19 protein-coding genes and 2 pseudogenes are annotated in these 22,325 nt (G+C 73.0%); 12 read left to right on the top strand and 9 right to left on the bottom strand.

Going from position 1 to position 22,325, the window contains the following annotated elements; genetic code table 11:
* The 3 genes from AC4H2G_RS17675 to AC4H2G_RS17665 all read left to right on the top strand — a co-directional run.
* Window positions 1–2,203 (top strand): NPCBM/NEW2 domain-containing protein (locus tag AC4H2G_RS17675; RefSeq protein WP_494367034.1); only part of this gene is annotated, 2,203 nt, incomplete at its 5' end.
* A 47-nt stretch (window positions 2,204–2,250) separates the two neighbouring features.
* Entirely contained in the window at window positions 2,251–2,913 is a 663-nt protein-coding gene (locus AC4H2G_RS17670) for a hypothetical protein (protein WP_494367033.1), read from the top strand.
* 222 nt (window positions 2,914–3,135) lie between these two features.
* Complete coding sequence (locus AC4H2G_RS17665) at window positions 3,136–3,435, top strand: ATP-binding cassette domain-containing protein (RefSeq protein WP_494367032.1); 300 nt, start codon at window positions 3,136–3,138, stop codon at window positions 3,433–3,435.
* 73 nt (window positions 3,436–3,508) lie between these two features.
* On the opposite strand, the pseudogene AC4H2G_RS17660 reads toward AC4H2G_RS17665, so the two are convergent.
* The 4 genes and pseudogenes from AC4H2G_RS17660 to AC4H2G_RS17645 form a co-directional block, all read right to left on the bottom strand.
* Window positions 3,509–3,858, bottom strand: a pseudogene (locus AC4H2G_RS17660) (tRNA (cytidine(34)-2'-O)-methyltransferase).
* Between the two features lie 94 nt (window positions 3,859–3,952).
* A pseudogene (locus AC4H2G_RS17655) lies at window positions 3,953–4,096 on the bottom strand (hypothetical protein); the annotation flags it as partial.
* A 47-nt stretch (window positions 4,097–4,143) separates the two neighbouring features.
* The gene (locus AC4H2G_RS17650) at window positions 4,144–4,284 is read right to left on the bottom strand and encodes a hypothetical protein (protein WP_494367031.1); all 141 of its coding nucleotides are present in this window, start codon (window positions 4,282–4,284) and stop codon (window positions 4,144–4,146) included.
* Between the two features lie 135 nt (window positions 4,285–4,419).
* Window positions 4,420–4,923, bottom strand: coding sequence for a DUF4190 domain-containing protein (locus AC4H2G_RS17645; protein ID WP_494367030.1), 504 nt, complete (start codon window positions 4,921–4,923; stop codon window positions 4,420–4,422).
* Window positions 4,924–5,078: 155 nt separating this feature from the next.
* Between AC4H2G_RS17645 and AC4H2G_RS17640 the strand changes: the two genes are divergently transcribed.
* The 3 genes from AC4H2G_RS17640 (at window position 5,079) to AC4H2G_RS17630 (ending at window position 10,079) form a co-directional block, all read left to right on the top strand.
* Window positions 5,079–6,701 (top strand): hypothetical protein, encoded by a 1,623-nt coding sequence (locus AC4H2G_RS17640; RefSeq protein WP_494367029.1) that lies wholly within the window; start codon window positions 5,079–5,081, stop codon window positions 6,699–6,701.
* 116 nt (window positions 6,702–6,817) lie between these two features.
* Window positions 6,818–8,311 carry a beta-N-acetylhexosaminidase gene (locus tag AC4H2G_RS17635; RefSeq protein ID WP_494367028.1) on the top strand — a complete coding sequence of 498 codons (1,494 nt, stop codon included), beginning with the start codon at window positions 6,818–6,820 and terminating at the stop codon, window positions 8,309–8,311.
* Between the two features lie 85 nt (window positions 8,312–8,396).
* Window positions 8,397–10,079 (top strand): hypothetical protein, encoded by a 1,683-nt coding sequence (locus tag AC4H2G_RS17630; RefSeq protein ID WP_494367027.1) that lies wholly within the window; start codon window positions 8,397–8,399, stop codon window positions 10,077–10,079.
* Window position 10,080: 1 nt separating this feature from the next.
* On the opposite strand, the gene AC4H2G_RS17625 is transcribed toward AC4H2G_RS17630, so the two are convergent.
* Entirely contained in the window at window positions 10,081–11,823 is a 1,743-nt protein-coding gene (locus AC4H2G_RS17625) for a dolichyl-phosphate-mannose--protein mannosyltransferase (protein ID WP_494367026.1), read from the bottom strand.
* Between the two features lie 34 nt (window positions 11,824–11,857).
* Here AC4H2G_RS17625 and rsmI point away from each other — a divergent pair, with 34 nt between their 5' ends.
* The gene (rsmI, locus tag AC4H2G_RS17620; protein ID WP_494367025.1) at window positions 11,858–12,742 is read left to right on the top strand and encodes a 16S rRNA (cytidine(1402)-2'-O)-methyltransferase; all 885 of its coding nucleotides are present in this window, start codon (window positions 11,858–11,860) and stop codon (window positions 12,740–12,742) included.
* A gap of 46 nt (window positions 12,743–12,788) precedes the next feature.
* Here the strand turns inward: rsmI and AC4H2G_RS17615 are convergent, their stop codons facing one another.
* Together AC4H2G_RS17615 and AC4H2G_RS17610 are read right to left on the bottom strand one after the other, a co-directional pair.
* On the bottom strand, window positions 12,789–13,298 hold the full coding sequence (locus AC4H2G_RS17615) for a septum formation family protein (RefSeq protein ID WP_494367024.1): 510 nt from the start codon (window positions 13,296–13,298) through the stop codon (window positions 12,789–12,791).
* A gap of 115 nt (window positions 13,299–13,413) precedes the next feature.
* Window positions 13,414–14,007 carry an isochorismatase family protein gene (locus tag AC4H2G_RS17610; RefSeq protein ID WP_494367023.1) on the bottom strand — a complete coding sequence of 198 codons (594 nt, stop codon included), beginning with the start codon at window positions 14,005–14,007 and terminating at the stop codon, window positions 13,414–13,416.
* Window positions 14,008–14,109: 102 nt separating this feature from the next.
* On the opposite strand from AC4H2G_RS17610, the gene AC4H2G_RS17605 reads away from it, so the two are divergent.
* A complete protein-coding gene (locus AC4H2G_RS17605) occupies window positions 14,110–14,544 on the top strand; it encodes a MarR family winged helix-turn-helix transcriptional regulator (protein ID WP_494367022.1) in 435 nt (144 codons plus the stop codon).
* 67 nt (window positions 14,545–14,611) lie between these two features.
* On the opposite strand, the gene AC4H2G_RS17600 is transcribed toward AC4H2G_RS17605, so the two are convergent.
* The gene (locus tag AC4H2G_RS17600) at window positions 14,612–14,989 is read right to left on the bottom strand and encodes a VOC family protein (protein ID WP_494367021.1); all 378 of its coding nucleotides are present in this window, start codon (window positions 14,987–14,989) and stop codon (window positions 14,612–14,614) included.
* Between the two features lie 208 nt (window positions 14,990–15,197).
* Here AC4H2G_RS17600 and AC4H2G_RS17595 point away from each other — a divergent pair, with 208 nt between their 5' ends.
* Entirely contained in the window at window positions 15,198–16,382 is a 1,185-nt protein-coding gene (locus tag AC4H2G_RS17595) for an aminotransferase class I/II-fold pyridoxal phosphate-dependent enzyme (RefSeq protein WP_494367020.1), read from the top strand.
* A 118-nt stretch (window positions 16,383–16,500) separates the two neighbouring features.
* Here AC4H2G_RS17595 and AC4H2G_RS17590 read toward each other — a convergent pair whose 3' ends face one another.
* Window positions 16,501–16,938, bottom strand: a complete 438-nt coding sequence (locus tag AC4H2G_RS17590; protein ID WP_494367019.1) for a hypothetical protein — start codon at window positions 16,936–16,938, stop codon at window positions 16,501–16,503.
* A 120-nt stretch (window positions 16,939–17,058) separates the two neighbouring features.
* On the opposite strand from AC4H2G_RS17590, the gene AC4H2G_RS17585 reads away from it, so the two are divergent.
* The 3 genes from AC4H2G_RS17585 to metG all read left to right on the top strand — a co-directional run bounded on the left by AC4H2G_RS17585 (window position 17,059) and on the right by metG (window position 22,323).
* Window positions 17,059–18,318: a PQQ-dependent sugar dehydrogenase gene (locus AC4H2G_RS17585; RefSeq protein ID WP_494367018.1), complete on the top strand. Its 1,260-nt coding sequence runs from the start codon at window positions 17,059–17,061 to the stop codon at window positions 18,316–18,318.
* Between the two features lie 357 nt (window positions 18,319–18,675).
* On the top strand, window positions 18,676–20,034 hold the full coding sequence (locus AC4H2G_RS17580; protein WP_494367017.1) for a resuscitation-promoting factor: 1,359 nt from the start codon (window positions 18,676–18,678) through the stop codon (window positions 20,032–20,034).
* A 483-nt stretch (window positions 20,035–20,517) separates the two neighbouring features.
* On the top strand, window positions 20,518–22,323 hold the full coding sequence (metG, locus tag AC4H2G_RS17575) for a methionine--tRNA ligase (RefSeq protein WP_494367016.1): 1,806 nt from the start codon (window positions 20,518–20,520) through the stop codon (window positions 22,321–22,323).
* Window positions 22,324–22,325 lie beyond the last annotated feature (2 nt).

Raw genomic sequence — 22,325 nt, 5'->3', positions numbered from 1 at the left:
GCCCTGGCGGGTCGCGATCGTCGGCGGCCTGGACACGATCGTCGAGTCCACGCTCGTGGACGACCTCGCGACACCGAACCAGCTCGCCGGCGAGAATGCCTCGTGGATCAAGCCGGGCATCTCCAGCTGGAGCTGGCTCACGGAACCGGGCAGCCCGCGCGACGAGGCCCGTCAGCGCGACTTCATCGACCTTGCCGCGGAGCAGGGATGGGAGTACGTCCTGCTCGACGAGGGCTGGAACGCGACGTGGGTGCCGCGCACGGTCCGGTACGCGCACACCAAGGGCGTCGATGTCATCGCCTGGTTCCACAGCAACGACCTGCAGACGCAGGCGCAGCGCGACGAGTGGCTCCCGAGGCTCAAGTCCTGGGGCGTCAGCGGGATCAAGGTCGACTTCATGGACTCCGACAGTCAGGCGATCCACCGCTGGTACGACGCCGTCGCCGTCGACACGGCGGAGCACGAGCTGATGATCAACTTCCACGGCTCCTCGCTGCCCACGGGCATGCAGCGAACCTGGCCGCACATCATGTCCTACGAGTCCGTGCGCGGCGAGGAGAACTACCCCACCGCTCCGCACAACCTGATCCTCCCGTTCACGCGCAACGTGGTGGGTTCGATGGACTTCACGCCCACCGTCTTCTCACGCGGCAGTGCGAACCACTCCAGAGCACACGAGGTGGCCAAGGGGATCGCCTACGAGTCCGGATGGCAGCACTTCGCGGACAAGCCGGAGTCGTACGCGACCGAGCCGAACGCGCTCCCGTTCCTGCAGAACATCCCGGCGCACTGGGAAGAGACCAGGCTGCTGAGCGGCACGCCGGCGCAGTCCGTGGTGCTCGGGCGTCAGGCCGGTGACCGTTGGTTCGCCGCCGGCATGCGTGCTGGATCGGGAGAGTCGCTGGCACTCCCGCTCGCCGGACTCTCCGAGAGCCACGACGTCATCGTGGATCTCCTGGTCGACGGCAGCACCGGCGACGCGACGGTGACGCGGACAGTCCGCTCCACGACCGACGACACGCTGACCATCCCCACGGTGGCCAACGGCGGGTTCGCCGCGGTGGTGTGTGCCGCGGAGCCCGGGAGAGAGACGTGCCTCGAGCCGGTCGACCTCATGCCGGCCGCAAGCCTGGTGGTCGACCCGGCGGAGGTGGACGAGGTCCAGGCCGGAACGCCTCTGAAGATCAGTGCCCAGTTCTCGGTCGCTGACCACGACGTGACTCACGTGTCGGTCGTTCCGGACGTCCCGGAGGAATGGGAGGTGACGGGTTCGCTGGTGACCGCGGACGAGCTCGGTGCTGGCGATGTCGTCAACGGCACCTGGACCGTCACCATCCCGGCCGGTAGCGCCTCGGGCACCATCGACATCCCTGTCCGCGCGACGTACCAGGTCGGCGACCAGGAGTACACGGCGTGGAGCCAGTCGACGGTGTGGATGCGACCCGATTCGTTGACCGAGGCGGCCTACGTCTCCGACCTCGAGTGGCTGGAGACCACCAACGGCTACGGCGCGGTCGAACGAGACATGTCGAACGGCGAGAACGGCAATTCTGACGGTCAGCCGATCACGATCGCGGGCGTCACGTACGAGAAGGGTCTCGGTATGCATGCGACCGGCTCGGTGACTGCGTGGCTCGGCGGGACGTGCACCACGTTCGAGGCGATCGTCGGTATCGACGACGAGGTACTCGAGGGGACATCGACCGGGGTCGGCTCGGTGCGCTTCCAGGTCTACGGGGACGGCGTGCTCCTCGGCGAGACAGACGTCATCACGAACGACGACGGCGGGGTGCCGTTCTCCGTGGACGTGACCGGAGTGACGCGCTTGCAGCTGGTCGCGGACGAGGCGACGAACGGCAAGAACTTCGATCACGCGGACTGGGCGGAGGCCCGGGTCGAGTGTGGTGGGGATGCGCCGGTGGTCGACGTGACTGCGGCCGTCGATGTGCGTTGCATCGCGAACAGGGCGGTGCTCGCGGTTCAGGCCCGGAACGACGAGGACGTGCCGGTGGATGTCGTGGTCGAGTCGGCATTCGGCTCGAAGAGCGTGGCCGGGGTCGGCGCGGGCAAGCGCGTCACGCTCGCGTTCTCCACACGCGCCGGCGAGCTCTCTGCCGGGCAGGTCACGGTGACGGCTTCGCTCAGTGGCGCGGAGGAGTCGTCGGTGGTCGAGGTGCGGTACGGGCCTGAGTCATGCGCGTGAGGCCCGCGAGAGGTCTCCGGCTGGCGGTCCCCGCCGGCCGGGGTGGGATGTCGTCGGGCGGGGGCCCGGCTGAGGAACGGAGAGTCGACGTGAGCACAGGCAGGTTCAGGGCGGTCCAGGTGCTGGCCGGGGGGGTGTGTTGCGTACTGATGACGGGTGTCGTCAGCTCGACCGTCGCCCAAGGGGCCGAGCCCGATGACGCCGAGGTCGGGGTCAGCGTCGAGATCGCAGAGATCGATGAGCCGGGTGTGCTCGCATTGAGCGTCGCGAACGAGGCGGTCGAGCTGACCGAGGAGGGCTCGTCTGCGGCGGTGCGTCAGTTCACCGGAGCTCTGCCCGCGGTGACGGTGACCGACACACGTGCGCCGGACGAGATCGCGGAGGGTGCGTACTGGTACGTGCTCGGTACGGCTTCCGGGTTCATCGGTGATGCCGGTCAGCCGGAGATCTCGGCCGACCACCTGGGCTGGGCGCCGCAGCTCGTCGACGGTGGAGAGTCGGGTGGAGTGGCCGAGGGCGACATGGTCGGCACCGCGCTGGACGAAGGGCCCGGCCTGGTGGACCAGGAGCTGTTGGCGCTTGCCTGGGACTCCGGTGAGATCGCCCAGGAGGGGCAGTGGACCGCGACGGCGGACCTGTTCCTGCGTACGGCCCCGAACACCGTGCCTGGCCACTACACCTCGACGATCACGCTCTCGCTGTTCGAGTGATCCACAGGGTCGGGTCTAGGACGGGAGCGCACGCGCCTGACCTCTCCCGCGAGGGATGCTCTCCGCTGGCCGCGCACATCTGAGACTGGCACGCCGCCTCGTGCCGGCGGGGCGGCGTGTCGTACGGCCGAGGCTCTGGACCGTCGACCCGAGGAGTCGTCATGCCCCGAACCCCGCTGCCCGCCCGCGCCGTCGAGCTGCTGCGCACCGAACTCTGCCGTGATGGCGACCTTGCGGCCCGCGCGCACGCGGGCCCGCGACCTGTCGGGAGGTGAAGCGCAGCGCACAGCCCTGGCCAGGGCGTTGATCAACTCACCGACGATCCTCCTCGCCGACGAACCGACCGGTGGACTCGACACCGAGCTGCGCGACGAGGCTGCCGAACTCCTCTTCGACGTCGCCAGCCGCCGCAGCCGCTGCGCACTCGTCCTGGTCACTCACGATCCCACCCTGGCGGGCCGCGCAAATCATGTCTACAGGCTTGAGAGCGGCAGGTTGCACGAGCACGTGGAGCGCGGTTGACAGCCGCCGGTCTCGGAATGTTTCGCTGGTTTCACACCTGTCGCCAAATTCCTCTGGACGGCCGCAGTCAGCACTACCTCAAAGGCGAGCCCCCCGCGAAGCCGGTCTGGCGCCACGCCTCGTACACGGCGACCGACGCCGCGTTCGTCAGGTTGAGCGAGCGTCGTCCCGGGAGAATCGGGATGATCAGCTGGTCCGTGATGCGCGGGTGCGCAAGGACGTCGTCGGGCAGGCCGGTGGGCTCGGGGCCGGATAGCAGGACGTCGTCAGGCCGGTACGTCACGCCGGTGAACGATGTCGTCCCGTCCATCTCGAACCCCAGCGGCTCGACGAGGTGCAGGCGCTCCTCGTGAGCGCCGCCAGCCGGATCGCGTTGCCCGTGTTGCCGGGGAAGCGGGGCTCGTAGAACACGACGTGCGGGATGGTCGACGGCGCCACGGAGTGTGCCCGTGCCACGGGTGTGGGCCAGCAGGGTCGCGTGGTGGATCGAGGTCGTGCCGGAGTAGTCGAGGACCTCGACGGAGTCCAGGATCGAGTCCACCGTCGCTCGCCGCGTCGCAGCCGTGGCGGCGTCGGGTGCGAGCTCGACGCCCACGAGGAGCTCGGCCCGGGTGGCGGCGGCGATGGCGAGCTCGTCGTCGTCGGCGAGCAGGCCGAGCACGTCCGGGCGGCCGCGCTCGATCCCGATGAGGACGTTCGTGTCGACGATCAGGCGTCGGCCCACGGGTCGGCGCCCTCCTCGGTGGTCACCATCGCGAGGGCGCCGGCCACGTCGGTCTCGTACGACTCGTCCAGGGGCGGCGTCTCGGCAAGGCGGTCGCGCAGCTCGCGGACGGTGTGCCGGCGCACCGGTCGGATCTCGGCGACCGGGTGGCCGCCTCGCAACGGCGCCTCGCGTCGTCGGCACCCGGCCCGACGGGACGAAAAAACCCGGGGCCGCGACCACCGTCGTGGTCGCGACCCCGGGTCAGGGAACCCCAGGTGTCACGGGCAGGTGACGTTGACGCCTTCGTAGACGACCGTCTCGCCGGACGGCACGCCGGAGCATGCCTCGTTGACGATCTGGATGCCCTCCCAGAAGAGCCAGCCACCGATGATGGTGCCGATGAGCACCAGGACGCCGATGATGATGCCGGCGATCGCCAGGCCGTTGCTGTAGCCGGCCTTCTTGGACTTGTTGAGCGCGACGATGCTCAGGATGATGCCGACGATCGACAGGCAGCCGAGGAACGACAGGACGAAGCCGACGATGCCCATGGTCTTGCCCGGGTTCTGCGCGGGCGCGTTGTAGCCCGGCGTCGACTCGCCGTACTGCGGGGCCTGGGGTGCGCCGTACTGGGGAGACTGCGGCGCCCCGTACTGCGGCGCTCCGCTCTGCGGCGTCGACGCCCCGTACTGCGGGGAGCCGCCCTGCTGCGGTCCGCCGAAGGACGGCGGTCCGGACGGGTTCGGCTCCTGCGGCTGCTGGGGCTGGTCGGGGGTGGACATCGAAGTCGCTCCTCGGTTCGTGGGCACGGCGCGGCCAGTATGCCCTGGTACGACATGCCGCCGCCAGGTCCTGGCCGGGTGTGTCACGGTCCGCTCTTCACCACTCCGTCACGTGCCGGGTCGATCGGCTCCCGGGTGTACGCGATGATGGGGGCGTGAACCCACGGAAGGTCCGATTCGTCACGCTCGCCGCGTCTGCCACGTTGACCGTGGCGGTCGTCCCGGTGCTGTCCGGGTGCGCCGCGGAGCCTGCGGGTGCCGAGGGCGCCTCGCGCGGCCCCACGCAGGTCGCGCGTGCGGCGGAGCCGGCGGACAGCGTGCTCGTGCTGGGCTCCGCCGACCCGGCGGAGCTCGCGCTCACGTCCAGCCAGACCTTCTTCGACGCGGCACCGGTCGTGGTGCTCGCGGCGGCGGACGACGTCGCGGCCCAGGCGACCGCGGCGGCCGTCGCCGGACCGCTCACGGCGCCGGTGCTGCTCGTGGGTGGCGGGATCTCGGACGGCGGCGTCCGGACGGAGCTCGACCGCCTCGGGGCGGTCGCCGTCGTCGAGGTCGACGAGGACCCGGTGCCCCCGGGTGGCGCGGAGGCCGGCGGGGCCGCCGGTGACGGGTCCGACGCCGGTGACCGTTCCGAGGCCGTGGAGGGGCTCGACGACGTGACGAGCGTGCGCCTCGACGTCGACGCCCTGACGCCCTCGGGGGAGATCGACCCCCGCGACCTCGAGGAGCTGCGGGACGCGCTGCCTTCCCTGGGCGAGGCCGACGTGCTCACGGAGGTGCTGGTCCTCGCGCAGCCCGGCGAGGCGCAGGTCGCCGCTGTGGCCACCGCGCGCGCAGCCGGTGCGCTCCCCGTGGAGGTCGCCGGTGGTGACCCGCGCGCCGACGCGTCCGTCGTGGAGACGATCTCCGAGGCGAAGGCGCTCAGCGTCGTCGGGATCGGTGAGGAGTTCGGCACGTCCCAGGAGCTCGGCTGGCGCGTGCGGTCCGCGGAGTCCGGGACCCTGCTGCCGTCAGGGACGCAGCTCGTGCTCTCCCGGGACGCGCGGTACGTCGCGGTCGGGGCGGACGCGGTCACCTCGCGGCTCGAGGCGGTCGACGCCGAGGCTGCCGCCGAGGCGCTCGCGGACGCGCGCACGGCGGCGGACGCCTTCGCGGCGGAGGGCGGCAGCCCGGCGGTCCCGGTCGTCGAGGTCCGGACGACCCGGTCGTCGTCGAACGCCGGGGTGGACGGCGACTACTCGACCGAGGTGCCGGCAGACGAGCTGCGCCCGTTCGTCGACGCGGCCGCTGCCGCCGGCGTGCACGTCGTCCTGTCCTTCGAGCCGGGGCGCGCGACGTTCGACGAGCAGGTCGCGGAGTACGCCGGCCTGCTGGCGCTCCCGGGCGTCGGGGTCGCGCTCGACGTGTCCGCGCGCCGGGGGTCGGTCCGGTCCGGCACGGTCGACGCGGCCGAGGTCGAGGCGGTGGCGGTGCTGCTGGGCGAGACGGTGCGTGCGAACGCCCTCCCGCAGAAGCTGCTCGTGGTGCAGGCGCCGGCGGCCGACGCCGTGCGCGGCCTCACGGACCTCGACGCCGGAGCGGGGGAGGTCGCGGTCGTCGTCCAGTCGATCGCCTCGGGCGGCTACGAGCGACGGGTCGACGCGTGGGGCGGCGTGGTCGCCGGTTCGCCGACGGGTGCGGTCCCCGGGTGGACGACGGGATCGTCCGACCCGGCCCTCGACGTCGCGGGTGTGCTGGCGCTCGAGCCCGCGCCGCGGTATGTCGCGGCGGCCCCGTAGGTCTCGCACGGGGCGCCTTGGCCCGGCACCGGCTCGCGGGTTACGGTGTGTTCCTCACAAATGCCGAATCGATTCGATCGGCCGCCGTACGACCAGCCCACGACAACGAGGTTCCGATGGTCTCGCTCATCCCGCTGCCCCTGGACGTCCGCCCCGGTGACGGTCACGTCTCCCTGACCGGCGTCGCCGTCCGCACGCACGGCCTCGACGAGCACACGGCCGCCGGGCTCGAGGACCTCGTCACCCGGCTCCTGCGGGCGACCCTTCCCACGGGCGCCGGGCAGGTCCCGGTCGGCCCGGGTGTCAGCCCGCGCGTCGACCTGCGCCTCGACCTCCGTGTCGACCCCGAGGCGGGGCCGGACGCCTCCACGAGCGACGAGCGCTACTCGCTCGTCGTCGACGCCGACGGCGCGACGCTCTCCGCCCCGACCGCCGCCGGGCTGCTGCACGCCGCACAGACCCTGCGCCAGCTCGTCGAGCCCGACCCGGACGCGGCGGCCGGCGAGCCGACCGCGCGGCTGCCGCTCGTCGTCGTGCACGACGCGCCCCGCTACCCGTGGCGCGGGCTGTCCGTGGACGTGGCGCGCCACTTCTCCGGCCCGGAGGCGCTGCGCGCGGTGGTCGACGTGCTGAGCGCGTACAAGCTCAACGTGCTGCACCTGCACCTCACCGACGACCAGGGCTGGCGGATCGAGACGCCGTCGCGCCCCGAGCTCGCGAAGCTCTCCTCCGACGGCGACTGCTCGGGCGGGAAGGGCGGTCACCTGTCGCTCGCCGACTTCCGGGCGCTGCAGGACTACGCGGCGGAGCGCTTCGTGCGGGTCGTGCCGGAGATCGACGTGCCGGGGCACATCAACGCCGCGACGCACGTGTACGGGGAGCTGCGGCCCGACGGCGTGCCCACCGACGCGTACACCGGCATCGAGGTGGGCTTCTCCCGGCTCACGTTCGACCTCCCGGCGACCGTGCCCTTCCTGCGGGACGTCTTCACCGACCTGGCGCACGCGACCGACGGCGAGCACGTGCACTTCGGCGGCGACGAGGTGCTGACGATGGAGCCGGACGAGTACGCACGGTTCGTCGAGCTGTGCGAGCGCATCATCCGCGAGACCGGCAAGACGCCCGTCGCGTGGCAGGAGGCGGCGAAGGCCCCGCTGCGGCCGGGGACGATCGTCCAGTACTGGGACACGCACAAGGCCGACCTGACCTACCTGGCCGACGCCGCGCGGGCCGGCGCGCGCGTCCTGATGTCCCCGGCGAACAAGGTCTACCTCGACATGAAGTACACCGCCGACTTCCCGCTCGGCCAGCAGTGGGCCGGGCTCGTCGAGCTGCGCGACTCCTACGAGTGGGAGCCGGAGGACGTCGTCGAGGGCCTGCCGCCGTCGTCGATCGAGGGCGTCGAGGGAGCGGTCTGGACGGAGCGGATCGTCACGACCGACGACCTGTTCACGATGCTCCTGCCGCGCCTGTCCGCGGTGGCCGAGGTCGCCTGGACGACGCCCGAGCGCAAGGACTGGGAGGACTTCCGCCGCCGTGTCGCCGTCGAGGCGGGCACGTGGCGGCGCGACGGCCGCGCGTTCCACCCCACGCCGCAGGTCGACTGGTGAGCCGACTTCACGGCGTGACGGACGACACCGCCGCGATCCCTCGCTGAGGTCGCGCGGCGTCCGGCACGTTGCGACCATCGACCGGATGGTCGTTCTCCGCTCTCACCCCGTCCGGGACCCTGCCGGGTCCGCCCGCACCCGTGCCCGACGGCGCGTGCTCGGCCCCGCTGCCGTCCTCGCGGTGGCGACGGGGCTGGCGGCCTGCACGGGCGGCTCGTCCCCGGGGCCCAGCCCGAGCGGCAGCGGCAGTACGACGACGGAGGCGCCGCCGGCACCGTCGGCGCGGGCCGCGGCGGTCGAGGGCGTGGCGACGCTGCCGGAGGAGGACCCCGCCGGGCTGACCCTCTCCGCGAGCCGCACGTTCTTCGAGGACTCGCCGCTCGCGGTGCTCGTGCCGGCCGCGTCGGCCGCCGACGCGGCGACGCTCGCCGCGGCCGGTGCCGCCGCCGAGTCCGTCGCGGGCCCGGTGCTCGTCGTGCAGGAAGCGGACGGCGGGGACGGTGTGGCTGAGGAGCTGCGCCGCCTGGGCGTCGAGGGGGCCGTGGTCGTCGAGGCCGCTGCGCAAGCCGCGCCCACGCCGTCGAGCACGGCCGGCGTCCCCGGCCTGGACCACCTGGTGACGGTCGTGGTGGATCCCGCGGACGTGGCGCCCGGGGGCGAGCCGGACGCCGCGGCGCTCGACGCGGCGCTGGACGACCTGCCTGCCACGGGCGATCCCGAGACGTCGGCGGGCATCCTCGCGCTGACGGACCTGACCACCACGCCGGCGAGCGGCGTCGCCGGGGCGACCGCCCGCGCGTCGGGCGCCACGGTGCTCGACGTCCCAGGCGGCGACCCGCGCGCGACGTCCGCCACGGTCCAGGGCGTGCACGACGCCCGGGCCGACGGCGCGACGTCGGGCACCGTGGGGCTCGGCCCGTCGTTCGGCACCCCCGAGGACCTCACGTGGCGCGTCGAGACGGCCGCGACGGGCGTCGAGCTGCCGGGCGGGGGCCAGATCGCGCTGCCCGGCAAGCGGTACGTCGCGCTGTACGGGTCGCCCGGTGCACCCGTGCTCGGCGTGCTCGGCGAGCAGGACGTGCCCGCGACGATCGCCCGCGCGCAGGAGCACGCGGCGCGCTACGAGGCGCTGACGGGGGAGCCCGTGGTGCCGACGCTCGAGATCATCACGACGGTGGCGTCCGGCTCGGCGGGCGGCGACGGGAACTACTCGAACGAGCGGTCGGCCGACCTCGCGCGGCCCTACGTGGACGCGGCCCGCGACGCCGGCGTCTACGTGGTGCTGGACTTCCAGCCCGGGCGCACGGACTTCCTCACGCAGGTCCGGGCGTACGAGGACCTGGTCGTCGAGCCGCACGTCGGCGTCGCGCTCGACCCGGAGTGGCGGCTCGGCCCCGACGAGGTGCACCTCGAGCAGATCGGCTCGGTGGGCGTCGACGAGGTGAACGCCGTGGGCGACTACCTCGCCGGGCTGGTCCGCGAGCGCCGTCTGCCGCAGAAGATCTTCCTGCTGCACCAGTTCCGGACCTCGATGATCGCCGACCGCGCGCGGCTCGACACCGCGCACCCGGAGCTCGCCGTCGTGATCCACGCCGACGGCCAGGGTGGTCAGGAGGCGAAGGCCGCGACGTGGGCGAACCTGCACCGGGACGCGCCGACGGGGGTGTTCTGGGGCTGGAAGAACTTCTACGACGAGGACGCGCCGATGCTCACGCCCGAGCAGACGTGGGCGATCCGCCCGATCCCGGACTTCGTCAGCTACCAGTGACTCAGATCCAGCTCGGCAGCCACATGTGCAGGTGCCAGAACCAGTACGGCACCTGCATCCCCGTCCAGACCGGGTAGAAGAACACGGTGACGGCGGCGATCGTCGTGAGGAGCACGGTGATGCCGACCCGGACGCGGGAGCGGCCGACGCGTGAGTGCTCCGTCCGTTCGAGCGCGACGGTCAGCACGTACACGAGCGTCAGGACGACCCACGGCGTGAAGACGATCGAGTAGAAGGTGAAGATCGTCCGCTCCGGGTACGCGAACCACGGCACCCAGCCGGCGACGAGCCCGCTGAGCACGGCGAGCGCGCGCCAGTCCTTGAGCCGCAGCAGCAGGACGACGGTGACGACCACGGCGAGCGCCGCCGCCCACCACAGCACGGGGTTGCCGAGCGAGGTGATCGCCCGCGCGCAGCGCTCGACCTCGCACCCCGCCTCGCCCGCGTCCTGGGACCGCCAGTAGAACGACGTCGGACGCCACTGCACGATCCAGCCGAGCGGGTGGGACTCGTACGGGTGCTCGGACGAGAGCCCGGTGTGGAAGTCCCACATCTTCAGGTGGTACTCCCACAGGGAGCGCAGCGCGGGCGGGAGCCACGGCACGCCCTCGCCGGGGTTCTCGACGGCCCACTGCCGCATGTACGACGTGGGCGTGCGGAACCACGAGGCCCACGTCGCGAGGTAGGCGAGGGCGGCCGTCGGGAGCATGACGAGCGCCGCAGGGATCGCGTCGACGAGGAGCGCGTCCTCCCACCACCGCTTGATGCCGACCGTGCGGCGCGCCGTGGCGTCCCACAGCACCGAGAGCACGGCGAACACGGCGAGGAAGTACAGGCCCGACCACTTGACGCCGCACGCGAGACCCAGCGACACGGCGGCCGCGAAGCGCCACCAGCGCCAGCCGAGGCCGCTGATCCCACCTGGCCCGTACCGGCCGATGCTGCCCCCGGCGTCGAGGATCGCGCCGCACCGGTCCGCGAGCCGCCGCCGTGCCTGCTCGCGGTCGAGCAGCAGGCACCCGAACGCGACGAGCACCCAGAACATCAGCATGTTGTCGAGCAGGCCCGTGCGGGCGTGGACGATCGCCGCACCGTCGACGGCCATCAGCCCGCCCGCGACGATCCCCATCGCCGTCGACGCGAAGAGGCGGCGGGCGATGCGCGCCACGAGCACCACCGCGAGCACGCCCACGACCGCCGACGCGATGCGCCACGACCACGGGTTCTCCGCGCCGCCGAACGCCTTCATGCCGAGCGCGATCATCCACTTGCCGAGCGGCGGGTGGACCACGTAGTCGGCCGTCGGGAGGAAGGTGTCGACGTCGCCCGCCTCGAACGCCGGGTTCGGCTCCTCGGGCCAGTCCGCCTCGAACCCGACACGCAGCAGCGTGTACGCCTGCTTGACGTAGTACGTCTCGTCGAAGACCAGGGTGCCCGGTCGGCCCAGGTTCCACAGGCGCAGCACCGCAGCCACGGCCGCGACGATCGCCACGCCGAGCCAGCCCCACAGCCGGTCGTGCGCCGTCGCGCCGAGCGCCAGACGACGCGGGCCGAGCAGTGCGAGCAGGAGGCGCTCGCGGTGCGTCAGCTCCGGGGCGTCGTCGGCGCCGTCGGCCTCGCCGACGGCGGCCGCGACGGCCCCGGGAGATCCGTCGTCTTCGTGTCGCGGGGCGTCGTCGGGCACGGGTGCGGGGGACGTCGACCCGGGGTGCGCGTCGACGGGCGGCTGGGACACGCAGGCCATCGTAGGGGGTCGCCCGTGTGGAACCCTGGGCAGCATGAGCCCCGCGACCGACCTGCCCGACGCCGCAGCCGCACCTCGCGAGGCGGGTCACCTCGTGCTCGCGGGCACGCCGATCGGCAACGCCGAGGACGCGAGCCCGCGCCTGCGTCGTCTGCTCGCCGAGGCCGACGTCGTCGCGGCCGAGGACACGCGCCGGCTGCACGGTCTCGCGGGCCGGCTCGGCGTCCAGGTCGGCGGGCGCGTCATGAGCTTCCACGAGCACAACGAGTCGGAGCGCGCCGACGACCTGCTCGACGTGGTCGAGGGCGGGGGGACCGTGCTCGTCGTGTCCGACGCCGGGATGCCGAGCGTGTCCGACCCGGGCTTCCGCGTCGTGGCGCGCGCGGTCGAGCGCGGCGTCCCGGTGACCACCGCGCCCGGGCCGAGCGCCGTGCTCACCGCGCTCGCGCTCTCCGGGCTGCCGACCGACCGCTTCTGCTTCGAGGGGTTCCTGCCGCGCAAGGCGGGAGACCGGTCGCGCACCCTGGCCGCGCTCGTCGACGAGGCCCGCACGCTCGTGTTCTTCGAGGCGCCCCATCGCGTCGCGGAGGCGCTCGCGGCGATGGCCGACGCGTTCGGCGTGGACCGGCCCGCGGCCGTCGCGCGCGAGCTGACGAAGACCTACGAGGAGGTCCTGCGGGGGACGCTCGGCGAGCTTGCGGAACGGGCCGCGGCCGAGCAGCTGCGGGGGGAGATCTGCGTCGTCGTCGGCGGTGCGCCCGCGCGGGGCCCGGTCCCGGTCGCCGAGCTCGTCCCGGCCGTGCTCGCGCGCGTCGACGGCGGGGAGCGGCTCAAGGACGTCGTCGCGGACGTCGCGACGGGCTCCGGGGTGCCCAAGCGTGACCTCTACGCCGCGGCGCTCGAGGCCCGCAAGGGGTGAGCGCCGCGGAGTCGGTGCTGCCGGGAGCGGCGTGACCGCCCGGTGATCAGCCGGCGATGCCCTCGAGGGTGCCGGTGACCGGCTCCAGCTCTCCGTGGTAGACGAGGCAGAGCACCTCGCGGTCGCCCTGCGACCAGCTCGCCGCGGTGGGGTACATCGGCCAGAAGTCGTAGACCGAGTCCTCGTAGGCCATGCCCACGAAGCCCGCGAACGCGTCGTAGCAGTGCGCGTCGGCGGACTCGAGCACGGCGTCCTCGCCGGGGTAGTCGCCGTCGGGGAGCATCGTGGAGGCGTAGACCTCGTTGTCGTGCGGCTCGGCGCAGGGCACCACGGGCACGGTCGAGACCTCCTCGGCCTCGGCGCTCACGTCCTCGGGGTCCGTGGTGCAGTCGCCGATCGTGAGGCTGAAGACGTCCGCGTCGGTGTCGGCCTCGGTGATCGCGCCGGCGTCGTCGCGCACGGGCTCCGAACCGGGAAGGAGCCCGCACGCGCTCGTGCCGAGCAGGGCGACACCGAGGAGGAGGGCGGCGGGGGTGCGCAGGGTCAAGCGCGGCATGAGGTCGCTCCGGAGATCAGGGGCGTCGGCACGGCGCCGACGGCAGCACGCCGAAGAGTAGCGCTCGGCACCGACGTGCCGGGAGGGCATTTCGACGCCGCCCGGGCGGGTGCGCTCAGGCCGCGCCGCTCTCCTCGAGCGTGACGCCCGCCGCCGCGAGCTCCTCGCGCGCCGCCGCGCCGAGCTCGGGCGTGACCGGCACGGTGAGGTCGGTGAGGACCCGGGTGCCCAGGCCGAGCGCATGGGCGTCGAGCGCCGTCGCGCGCACGCAGTGCGACTCGGCGATGCCCACGACGTCGACCGCGCCGATCTCGGCGTCGCGCAGCACGTCCGCGAGCGCGCGACCCGCGTCGTCGACCCCCTCGAAGCCGGAGTACGCGGCCTGGTACTCACCCTTCTTCACGGACGCGTCGGGCGCGAGGTCCGCGAGCGCCGGGTGGAGCTCGGCGTTCGCGGAGCCCGCGATGCCGTGCGGCGGCCACGTGTCGACGAAGTCCGGCGCCGCGCTCCAGTGCTCGCCCGGGTCGACGTGCCAGTCCTGGGTCGTGACGACGAGGTCGTAGCGGTCGCGGTGCTCGCGCGCGTGGTCGGCGATGCGCTGCGCGACGGCGTTCCCGCCCTCGACCCCCAGCTCGCCGCCCTCGCAGAACGTGGGCTGGACGTCGACGACGATCAGGGCGCGGCGCGGCGCCCGCGTGCTCTCGCTCATACCGCCCACTCTGCCACCGTCCGCACCGCTGCGGGACGCCGGGCGCACCGTGCGCCGAGGTGCCACAGTGGGAGGACGCCCGAGCACCGCGTGGAGGACCGCATGACGACCGACCGCCCGATCGGCTACTGGCTCAAGCTCGTGGACCGGCTCATCGACGAGAGCTTCGACGAGGTGTTCCAGCACACCGGTCTCACGCGTCGGCACTGGCAGGTCCTCAACACGATCCGCGACGGCGTGAGCGAGGAGACCGCGGTCGACGGGGTGCTCTCCCCGTTCACGGGCGCTGGCGGCGGCGGGCACGCGGCGTCGGTCAGCGCCGAGGTCGAGGACCTCGTGCGCCGGGGGTGGGTCGCGCGGTCCGACGCCGGGCTGTCGGTCACGCTCGCCGGGAACCACGCGTACCACGACCTGCTCGACGCGGTGTCACGCTCGCGCGAGCGGGTCGCCGAGGGGATCCCGCCCGAGCGGTACGCGACGACGGTCGCGACGCTCCAGCAGATGGCCCGCAACCTCGGGTGGTCGTCGGGGGCGTGAGCCGCCTGACCCGAGCGCGCGCGGACTGCTGCCCCGAGCGCGCGCGGACTCGCGGGGCGCCGTCGCGTCAGCGGACCGGTGACTCGAGCGCCCACCGGTGGCCGAACGGGTCGACGAGCCAGCCGCGGCGCTCGGTGCCCTGGTCGCTCGGCGCGCGGTCGGGTGTCGCGCCGGCAGCGACGGCGGCCGCGTACGTCGTGTCGACGTCGGCCACCCCGAGGACGACGGCGACGGTCGAGTGCCCGACCGTCGCGGGAGCGTACGCGCCCACCTCGCGGTACTCGTCGGAGACGAAGAACGCGTCGCCGCCGACCTCGAGCGCGGCGAAGCCGACCCGGCCGTCGTCCTCGACGTAGCGCTCGCCGGTCTCCCGGGCGCCGAACGCGCGACTGTAGAAGTCGATCGCGGCGGCCGCGTCGTGCACGGTCAGGTAGGGCACCAGCATGGGAGCTCCTCGGTCGGGTCGTAGGCCGGGCGTCCTCGACGACGTCGCCGTCGCGACTCCTGTCCACGGTAGGGGCCCGCGCGACGCGCGCGACAGGGCATCCGGCGGTGCGGAAACGGAGGCAGGCTCGTGGCTCACGGGCGTACGCTGCCGGGACCCGAGTCCCGCGAGCCCGCGCGGGCACGCCCGAACGAGCAGGAGCACTGCGATGGAGTTCCGCCGGATCCCCGGTCTGCCGCCCTACGTCTTCACGATCATCGACGGGCTCAAGATCGAGGCACGCCGAGCAGGGCGCGACGTCGTGGACCTCGGCTTCGGCAACCCGGACCTCCCGAGCCCGCAGATCGCCGTCGACAAGCTGGCCGAGGCCGCGCACAACGCGCGCAACCACCGCTACTCCGCGTCGCGCGGCATCCCCAAGCTGCGCGAGGCCGTCGCGGGGCTCTACCAGCGCCGGTTCGGCGTGAACCTCGACCCCGAGACCGAGATCATCTCGACGATCGGCGCGAAGGAGGGCTTCAGCCACCTCATGTGGGTGCTGCTGCAGCCGGGCGACGTCGCGCTCGTCCCCACGCCGAGCTACCCCATCCACATCTGGGGCCCCTACTTCGCGGGCGCCGACGCGCGCCAGGTCCCCATCGGCGACGGGACCGACGCCGCGGGGTACATCGACCGCATCATCGAAGCCTGGGAGCTGGGCTGGCCCAAGCCGCGCGTCGTCGTGCTGTCGTTCCCGCACAACCCCACGACGACGGTCGCGACCAAGGAGGACCTCCAGCGCCTCGTGGACTGGGCACGGGACAAGGACGTCGTCCTCGTCCACGACCTGGCCTACGCCGACATGACGTTCGACGGGTTCCGGCCGCCGTCGATCATGGAGTGCGACGGCGCGCGCGAGGTCGCGGTCGAGCTCTACTCGATGACGAAGTCCTTCTCCATGGCGGGTTGGCGCGTCGCGTTCCTCGTGGGCCGCCGCGACGTCGTGGGCGCGCTCGCGAAGCTCAAGAGCTACCTCGACTACGGCACCTTCCAGCCCATCCAGATCGCGGCGACCGTGACGCTCAACGAGGCGACCGAGTTCCCGCAGGAGATCTCGTCCGTCTACGAGTCGCGCCGCGACGCCCTGTACGACGGCCTGCAGCGCATCGGCTGGGACATCCACAAGCCCGGCGGCACGATGTTCGCCTGGGCGCGCATCCCCGAGCCCTATCGCGACATGGGCTCGATCGAGTTCGCGACCCACCTGGTCGAGGAGTGCGACGTCGCCGTCTCGCCCGGTGTCGGCTTCGGCCCGGGCGGCGACGAGTTCGTCCGGTTCGCCCTCATCGAGAACGAGCACCGCATCGGCCAGGCCATCCGCGGCCTCAAGCGAGGCCTCACCCGCCTCCAGTAGCCGCACCCGCGCAGGCGACGTCCGCGCCCGACCGCCGCCCGTCGACGTGCACGACCACGCGCACAGGTGGCATCCGCCCCCACCCGGACCCTCACGCCAGGTGAGCGACGCAGGTCATTCAGGCGGGCGCTGCGGTCGGCGGCGTCTGGCCGCGGCGACCCTGCTGGTACCGCTCCACGCGGCGACCCGCGGCGGCGACGGCACGGTCGTCGACCAGGTCGTACACGACCGTCCCGACCCACACGATGAGCGTCGCCCACACCCACGTCCAGATCCCGTCGATGTCGAAGCCGCTCGACGGCGAGAGCAGGGTCGTGACGATCAGCGACCCGAGCACCGTCACGAGGCCGAGCGTCCAGGTCCAGCCGTGCACGTGCTTGCCGAGGAGCCGGACGACGAGCGGGCGGAGCAGCGTGATGGTCACGGTGAAGAGCGCGACGGCGACGATCCCCCACAACCAGCTCATGTGCATCCCGCTGAGCACGAGGTTCGCGACGAGGAGAGTCACACCGTAAGCGATCGCGGCGACGACGAAGCTGAGCACCTTCGGGTGCATGGCGGCCTCCTTCAGGCCCGGGCGTGCGGATCACACCCCTGTGGTTCCAGTGTGACGTGCATCACTGGATCCGCGCGTCGAGCGTGTGCGGCTCCGTGACGTCCGGGTCACGATGGAGCCATGCCAGCTCGACCGGGGACGACGGCGCACGGGCGCCTCGCCGCGACCGGCGCGGTCCTCGCGGCCCTCCTCGCGGCGTGCACGGGCGACGGGTCGGGAGGGGCGACGCCTGCGCCGTCGGGCACGACGACGACCCCTGCCGAGACGTCGGCGGCACCGGAGCCCTCCGAGACCCCCGCGCCGTCCGCGGAGCCCGGGCTCGTCGTCGTGCCGGAGGTCCGGGTGGAGGTTGCCGAGGTCGCGACGGGCCTCGACGCGCCGTGGGGTCTCGCGCCGCTGCCGGACGGGACGCTGCTCGTGTCGCTGCGGGACGAGCGTGCGCTCGTCGTCGTCGATCCGGCGACGGGTGGGGTCGTGCCCGTCGGTGGGCCGGGTGCGGACGAGCTGCGGGACGGCACGGTGACCGGGGGAGAGGCGGGCCTGCTCGGCGTCGCGATCGGTCCCGCGGACGGCGACGCGCCGGGCGAGGTGTTCGTCCACCGCACGGCCCAGGGCGGGAACGAGGTGCTGCGCGGCACGCTCTCCGGCGGTCAGCTGTCCGCGCTGACGCCCGTCGTCCAAGGGATCCCCGCCGCGTCGACGCACGACGGCGGCCGGCTCGCCTTCGGTCCGGACGGCTTCCTCTACGTCGCGACGGGCGACGCCCAGCAGCGTGGCGCGTCCCAGGACCCCGCCTCGCTCGCCGGCAAGATCCTGCGCGTGACCGTGGACGGCGCTCCCGCTCCCGGCAACCCCGACCCGGCGTCGCCCGTCTGGAGTCTCGGGCACCGCAACGTGCAGGGTCTGGCGTGGGACGCGACGGGACGGATGCTCGCGAGCGAGTTCGGTCAGGACACGTTCGACGAGCTGAACGTCGTCGAGGCGGGCGGTAACTACGGCTGGCCGGAGGTCGAGGGCACGGGTGGTGCCGGTGCCGGGTTCGTCGACCCGGTGACGACGTGGGCGACCAGCGACGCGTCGCCGAGCGGCCTCGCGGCCACGCGCGATGGTGCGTACCTCGCCGGCCTGCGGGGCGAGACGCTGTGGCGCGTCCCGTTCGCGTCGCCCGACGGCGGGGCCTCGCCCGACGCGTTCGGCGCGCCCCAGGCCGTGCTCACCGACCTCGGGCGGCTGCGGACGGTGGTCGTGGGCCCCGCGACCCCGCCCGGGGAGGACGGGAGCGCCGTGCTCTACGTGCTGACGAACAACACCGACGGGCGGGGCGAGCCGCGCGACGGCGACGACCGCCTGCTCCGCGTGAGCATCGCGCCGGCGAGCTGACCGCGAGATCGACCCGGGCGTCGCGAGATCGACCCTCGGAAGGTCGACCTCACGACCGACGGGTCGATCTCGCGCGTCGCAGTCCGATCTTGTGCGTCGCTGTCCGGCGACGGCTTCGCGGTCGACGCGGTGGCCTGCCGGTTTGGCCCTCGATAACGAATCGGTTACGGTCGGGTGTCCCATTGTGCGGTCGACCCCTCTTGGGTGTTTGCGGCCAGGCTGGGACATGGCGGTCGCTCGCCAGTGCGTGAGCGGCGACGCCGGAGGACCGCCGGATCGGCGGGTCGACCTCGGTGACGCCCGTGCCACGGCACGCCGGTGCTCGAGAATGCGCTGCCAGCGTGCCGTCGACCGCCCGTGCCCGGGACCCCTGACGACTGGACCAGAGTGCAGAACCTCTTCCGCCTGCGCACGAGCGCGCCCGCGAACCCGACCGACCCGACCGAGACCCCGAGCGCGTCGCCCTCGCCCGACGCCCCCCGTCCGTCCCGCACGGCCGCCCGCGCCGCCCGCACCCTGCGTGCCACGCGCCGCCGCCGCTGGACCACCATCTCCGCCGTGACCGCCGTGACCCTCGTCGGGTCCGGTGCCGTCGCCTACGGCGAAGCCCAGAAGACCGTGACGCTCGACGTCGACGGCGAGATCCGGACCGTCACGACCGTCGCCGGGTCCGTGCAGGGAGCGCTCGACGCCGCCGGCGTCGACGTCGACTCCCGCGACCTCGTCGCCCCCGAGGCCGACGCGTCCCTCGAGGACGGCGCCGAGGTGGTCGTCCGCCTCGGCAAGCAGGTGACGGTCCAGACCGACGGCGAGCAGTCCGACGTCTGGCTCACGGCGCTCGACGCCGACGAGGCGCTCCAGAGCCTCTCCGAGCGCGGCGGCGACGTGCGGCTCGTCGCGTCCCGCTCCGGCGACCGCGCCTCGCTCGACCTCGACCTCGACACCGACGGACCGGTGAACGTCGTGGCCGACGGGAAGACCACGGTCGCGCCCGACGGCGGCGCCGGCGTCGACGCCCTGCTCGCCGACCGGGGCATCGAGCTCGGCGAGCTCGACCGCGTGAGCGTGCGGCGCGTGGCCGCGGAGAGCGCGGACGCCTCGGCGGCACGCGACGCCGCCGCCGACACGCCCGCCGCCGCCGAGGCGCCCACTGTGTCGCTCGTCGTGCAGCGCGTCGTCGTCGAGCGCCAGGAGAAGACCACGCCCGTCCCGCACAAGACCGTCGAGAAGACGGACGCCGCGCGCTACAGCGACGACCCCGTCGTGGTCGAGCAGGAAGGCCGCGACGGCGTCACGACCACGGTCACCGACGTCACGCTCGTCGACGGTGCCGAGTGGCTGCGCGAGCCGGTGTCGGAGGAGGTCACCACGGCCCCCGTCGACGCCGTCGTGGTCCGCGGCACCAAGGAGCGTCCGAAGGACCCGCGCACGATCGGCCAGCTCATGGCGGCCGAGCGCGGCTGGACCGGCTCGCAGTGGCAGTGCCTCGAGCAGCTGTGGACCAAGGAGTCCAACTGGAACCCGTCGGCGGACAACCCGACGTCGAGCGCCTACGGCATCCCGCAGTCCCTCCCCGGCTCGAAGATGGCGAGCAAGGGCGCCGACTGGGCCACCAACCCGGCGACCCAGATCGCGTGGGGCCTCGACTACATCGCCGGCTCGTACGGCACCCCGTGCGGCGCCTGGTCGCACTCGCAGGCCGTCAACTGGTACTGAGCCGACGCTCGGCTCTCGACGGGCCCGTGACCTCTCCGGAGGTCGCGGGCCCGCCGTCGTCTGCGCGCCGGGTCCGCGCGGTCGTGGTCGGGCGGTCGTGGTCGCGTCCGCGGTCCTGCACCGAGGGGGCGCGGGTCTACCATCCGCCGCTCGTCCCTCGCGGCTCCCGCCAGACCCGCCACGACCCGCGCCCCCTCGGCTCCGGCCCGCTCGTCCCGCACCTCGCCGAGGCGACCCGGCCGCACGGGCCGGCATACGGCGTCGGGCACCACGGACCGCGCGGGGTGACCCGACCGCCGAGGTCGGGACAGGGGATGAGGCGGCGGGCCGTGGTGGGCCTGGCGGGAGCCCGCGAGGAACGAGCGGGCGGATGGTAGGCCCGCCGCCTCATCCCCTGGCGCGACCGGACGCGACCGGACGCGACCGGACGCGACGACGGACGCCTGACCGGCAGCGCGGGGCGGCCGACTAGGATCGGGCCCCATGACCCACATCCTCTCGGCCGTGGCGTGGCCGTATGCGAACGGCCCGCGCCACATCGGTCACGTCGCAGGCTTCGGTGTCCCGTCGGACGTCTTCAGCCGGCACATGCGGATGGCGGGTCACGACGTCCTCATGGTGTCGGGCACCGACGAGCACGGCACACCGATCCTCGTCCAGGCGGACAAGGAGGGCGTCAGCGCGCAGGAGCTCGCGGACCGGTACAACCGGGTGATCGTCGAGGACCTGCAGCAGCTCGGGCTGACCTACGACCTGTTCACGCGCACCACGACGCGCAACCACTACGCCGTCGTGCAGGAGATGTTCCGCACGGTGCACAAGAACGGCTACATGGTCGAGCAGACGACGATGGGCGCGATCTCGCCGTCGACGGGCCGCACGCTGCCGGACCGCTACATCGAGGGCACGTGCCCCATCTGCGGGTACGACGGCGCGCGCGGCGACCAGTGCGACAACTGCGGCAACCAGCTGGACGCGATCGACCTCATCAACCCGAAGAGCAAGATCAACGGCGAGACGCCGAAGTTCGTCGAGTCGAACCACTTCTTCCTGGACCTGCCGGCGTTCGTCGACGCGCTGGGCGACTGGCTGCGCACGCGCACGGCGTGGCGCCCGAACGTCCTGAAGTTCTCCCTCAACCTGCTCGACGACGTGCGGCCGCGGGCCATGACGCGCGACATCGACTGGGGCATCCCCGTCCCGCTCGAGGGCTGGGAGGACAACCCGAGCAAGCGTCTGTACGTGTGGTTCGACGCGGTCATCGGGTATCTGTCGGCGTCGATCGAGTGGGCGCGCCGCACGGGTGACCCCGACGCGTGGCGCGCCTACTGGAACGACCCCGAGGCGCGGTCGTACTACTTCATGGGCAAGGACAACATCACGTTCCACTCCCAGATCTGGCCGGCCGAGCTGCTGGCCTACGACGGGCGCGGGAACAAGGGCGGGGCGCCGGGCCCGTACGGGAACCTGCAGCTGCCGACCGAGGTGGTCTCGAGCGAGTTCCTCAACGTCGAGGGGCAGAAGTTCTCGTCGTCGCGCGGCGTCGTCATCTACGTGCGCGACATGCTCGCGCGCTACCAGCCGGACGCGTTCCGCTACTACGTGGCGTCGGCCGGCCCGGAGACGCAGGACGTCGACTTCACGTGGGCGGACTTCCAGCGCCGCACGAACGACGAGCTCGTCGCGGGCTGGGGCAACCTCGTGAACCGCACGGCGAGCATGGTGCACAAGAACTTCGGCGAGATCCCGACGCCGGGCGAGCGCCACCCGATCGACGAGGGTGTGCTCGCGACGACGACCACGGCGTTCGGCCGGGTCGGCGACCTCATCGCGTCGCACCGTCAGCGCGCGGCCGTGGCCGAGGCAATGAAGACGGTCGGCGAGGTGAACAAGTACGTGTCGGACACCGAGCCGTGGAAGCTCAAGACGGACCCGGAGCGGCTCGGGACCGTGCTGCACACGGTGACGCAGGCCGTGAGCGACCTCAACACGATCCTGTCGCCGTTCCTGCCGCACTCGGCGCAGCAGGTGCACGAGGCGTTCGGCGGCACCGGCACGTTCGCTCCGCAGCCGCGCATCGAGGAGGTCACCGACCTCGACGACGACTCGCGGCACTACCCGGTGATCACCGGGGACTACCGGAGCGGGCAGGGTGGCGAGGGCATCCCCTCGTGGCAGCCGCGCGCCGTCGTGCCCGGGACGCCGGTCGGCAAGCCGACGCCGGTCTTCACGAAGCTCGACGAGTCGATCGTCGAGGAGGAGCTCGACCGCCTGCGCGAGGACGCCTGACC

The sequence above is a fragment of the Cellulosimicrobium sp. BMG9.23 genome (assembly GCF_059159985.1).
Note: the sequence above shows the minus strand (reverse complement) of the source record. Positions and strands in the feature narration are given on the sequence as shown.

Excerpts from the sequence above, each read along its gene's own strand:
- AC4H2G_RS17595 (WP_494367020.1), top strand. The coding sequence starts at position 15,198 with ATGGAGTTCCGCCGGATCCCCGGTCTGCCGCCCTACGTCTTCACGATC.
- AC4H2G_RS17615 (WP_494367024.1), bottom strand. The coding sequence starts at position 13,298 with ATGCCGCGCTTGACCCTGCGCACCCCCGCCGCCCTCCTCCTCGGTGTC.
- rsmI (WP_494367025.1), top strand. The coding sequence starts at position 11,858 with ATGAGCCCCGCGACCGACCTGCCCGACGCCGCAGCCGCACCTCGCGAG.
- AC4H2G_RS17665 (WP_494367032.1), top strand. The coding sequence starts at position 3,136 with ATGGCGACCTTGCGGCCCGCGCGCACGCGGGCCCGCGACCTGTCGGGA.
- AC4H2G_RS17590 (WP_494367019.1), bottom strand. The coding sequence starts at position 16,938 with ATGCACCCGAAGGTGCTCAGCTTCGTCGTCGCCGCGATCGCTTACGGT.
- AC4H2G_RS17670 (WP_494367033.1), top strand. The coding sequence starts at position 2,251 with ATGTCGTCGGGCGGGGGCCCGGCTGAGGAACGGAGAGTCGACGTGAGC.
- AC4H2G_RS17635 (WP_494367028.1), top strand. The coding sequence starts at position 6,818 with ATGGTCTCGCTCATCCCGCTGCCCCTGGACGTCCGCCCCGGTGACGGT.
- AC4H2G_RS17625 (WP_494367026.1), bottom strand. The coding sequence starts at position 11,823 with ATGGCCTGCGTGTCCCAGCCGCCCGTCGACGCGCACCCCGGGTCGACG.
- AC4H2G_RS17585 (WP_494367018.1), top strand. The coding sequence starts at position 17,059 with ATGCCAGCTCGACCGGGGACGACGGCGCACGGGCGCCTCGCCGCGACC.
- AC4H2G_RS17600 (WP_494367021.1), bottom strand. The coding sequence starts at position 14,989 with ATGCTGGTGCCCTACCTGACCGTGCACGACGCGGCCGCCGCGATCGAC.
- AC4H2G_RS17645 (WP_494367030.1), bottom strand. The coding sequence starts at position 4,923 with ATGTCCACCCCCGACCAGCCCCAGCAGCCGCAGGAGCCGAACCCGTCC.
- metG (WP_494367016.1), top strand. The coding sequence starts at position 20,518 with ATGACCCACATCCTCTCGGCCGTGGCGTGGCCGTATGCGAACGGCCCG.
- AC4H2G_RS17610 (WP_494367023.1), bottom strand. The coding sequence starts at position 14,007 with ATGAGCGAGAGCACGCGGGCGCCGCGCCGCGCCCTGATCGTCGTCGAC.
- AC4H2G_RS17630 (WP_494367027.1), top strand. The coding sequence starts at position 8,397 with ATGGTCGTTCTCCGCTCTCACCCCGTCCGGGACCCTGCCGGGTCCGCC.
- AC4H2G_RS17605 (WP_494367022.1), top strand. The coding sequence starts at position 14,110 with ATGACGACCGACCGCCCGATCGGCTACTGGCTCAAGCTCGTGGACCGG.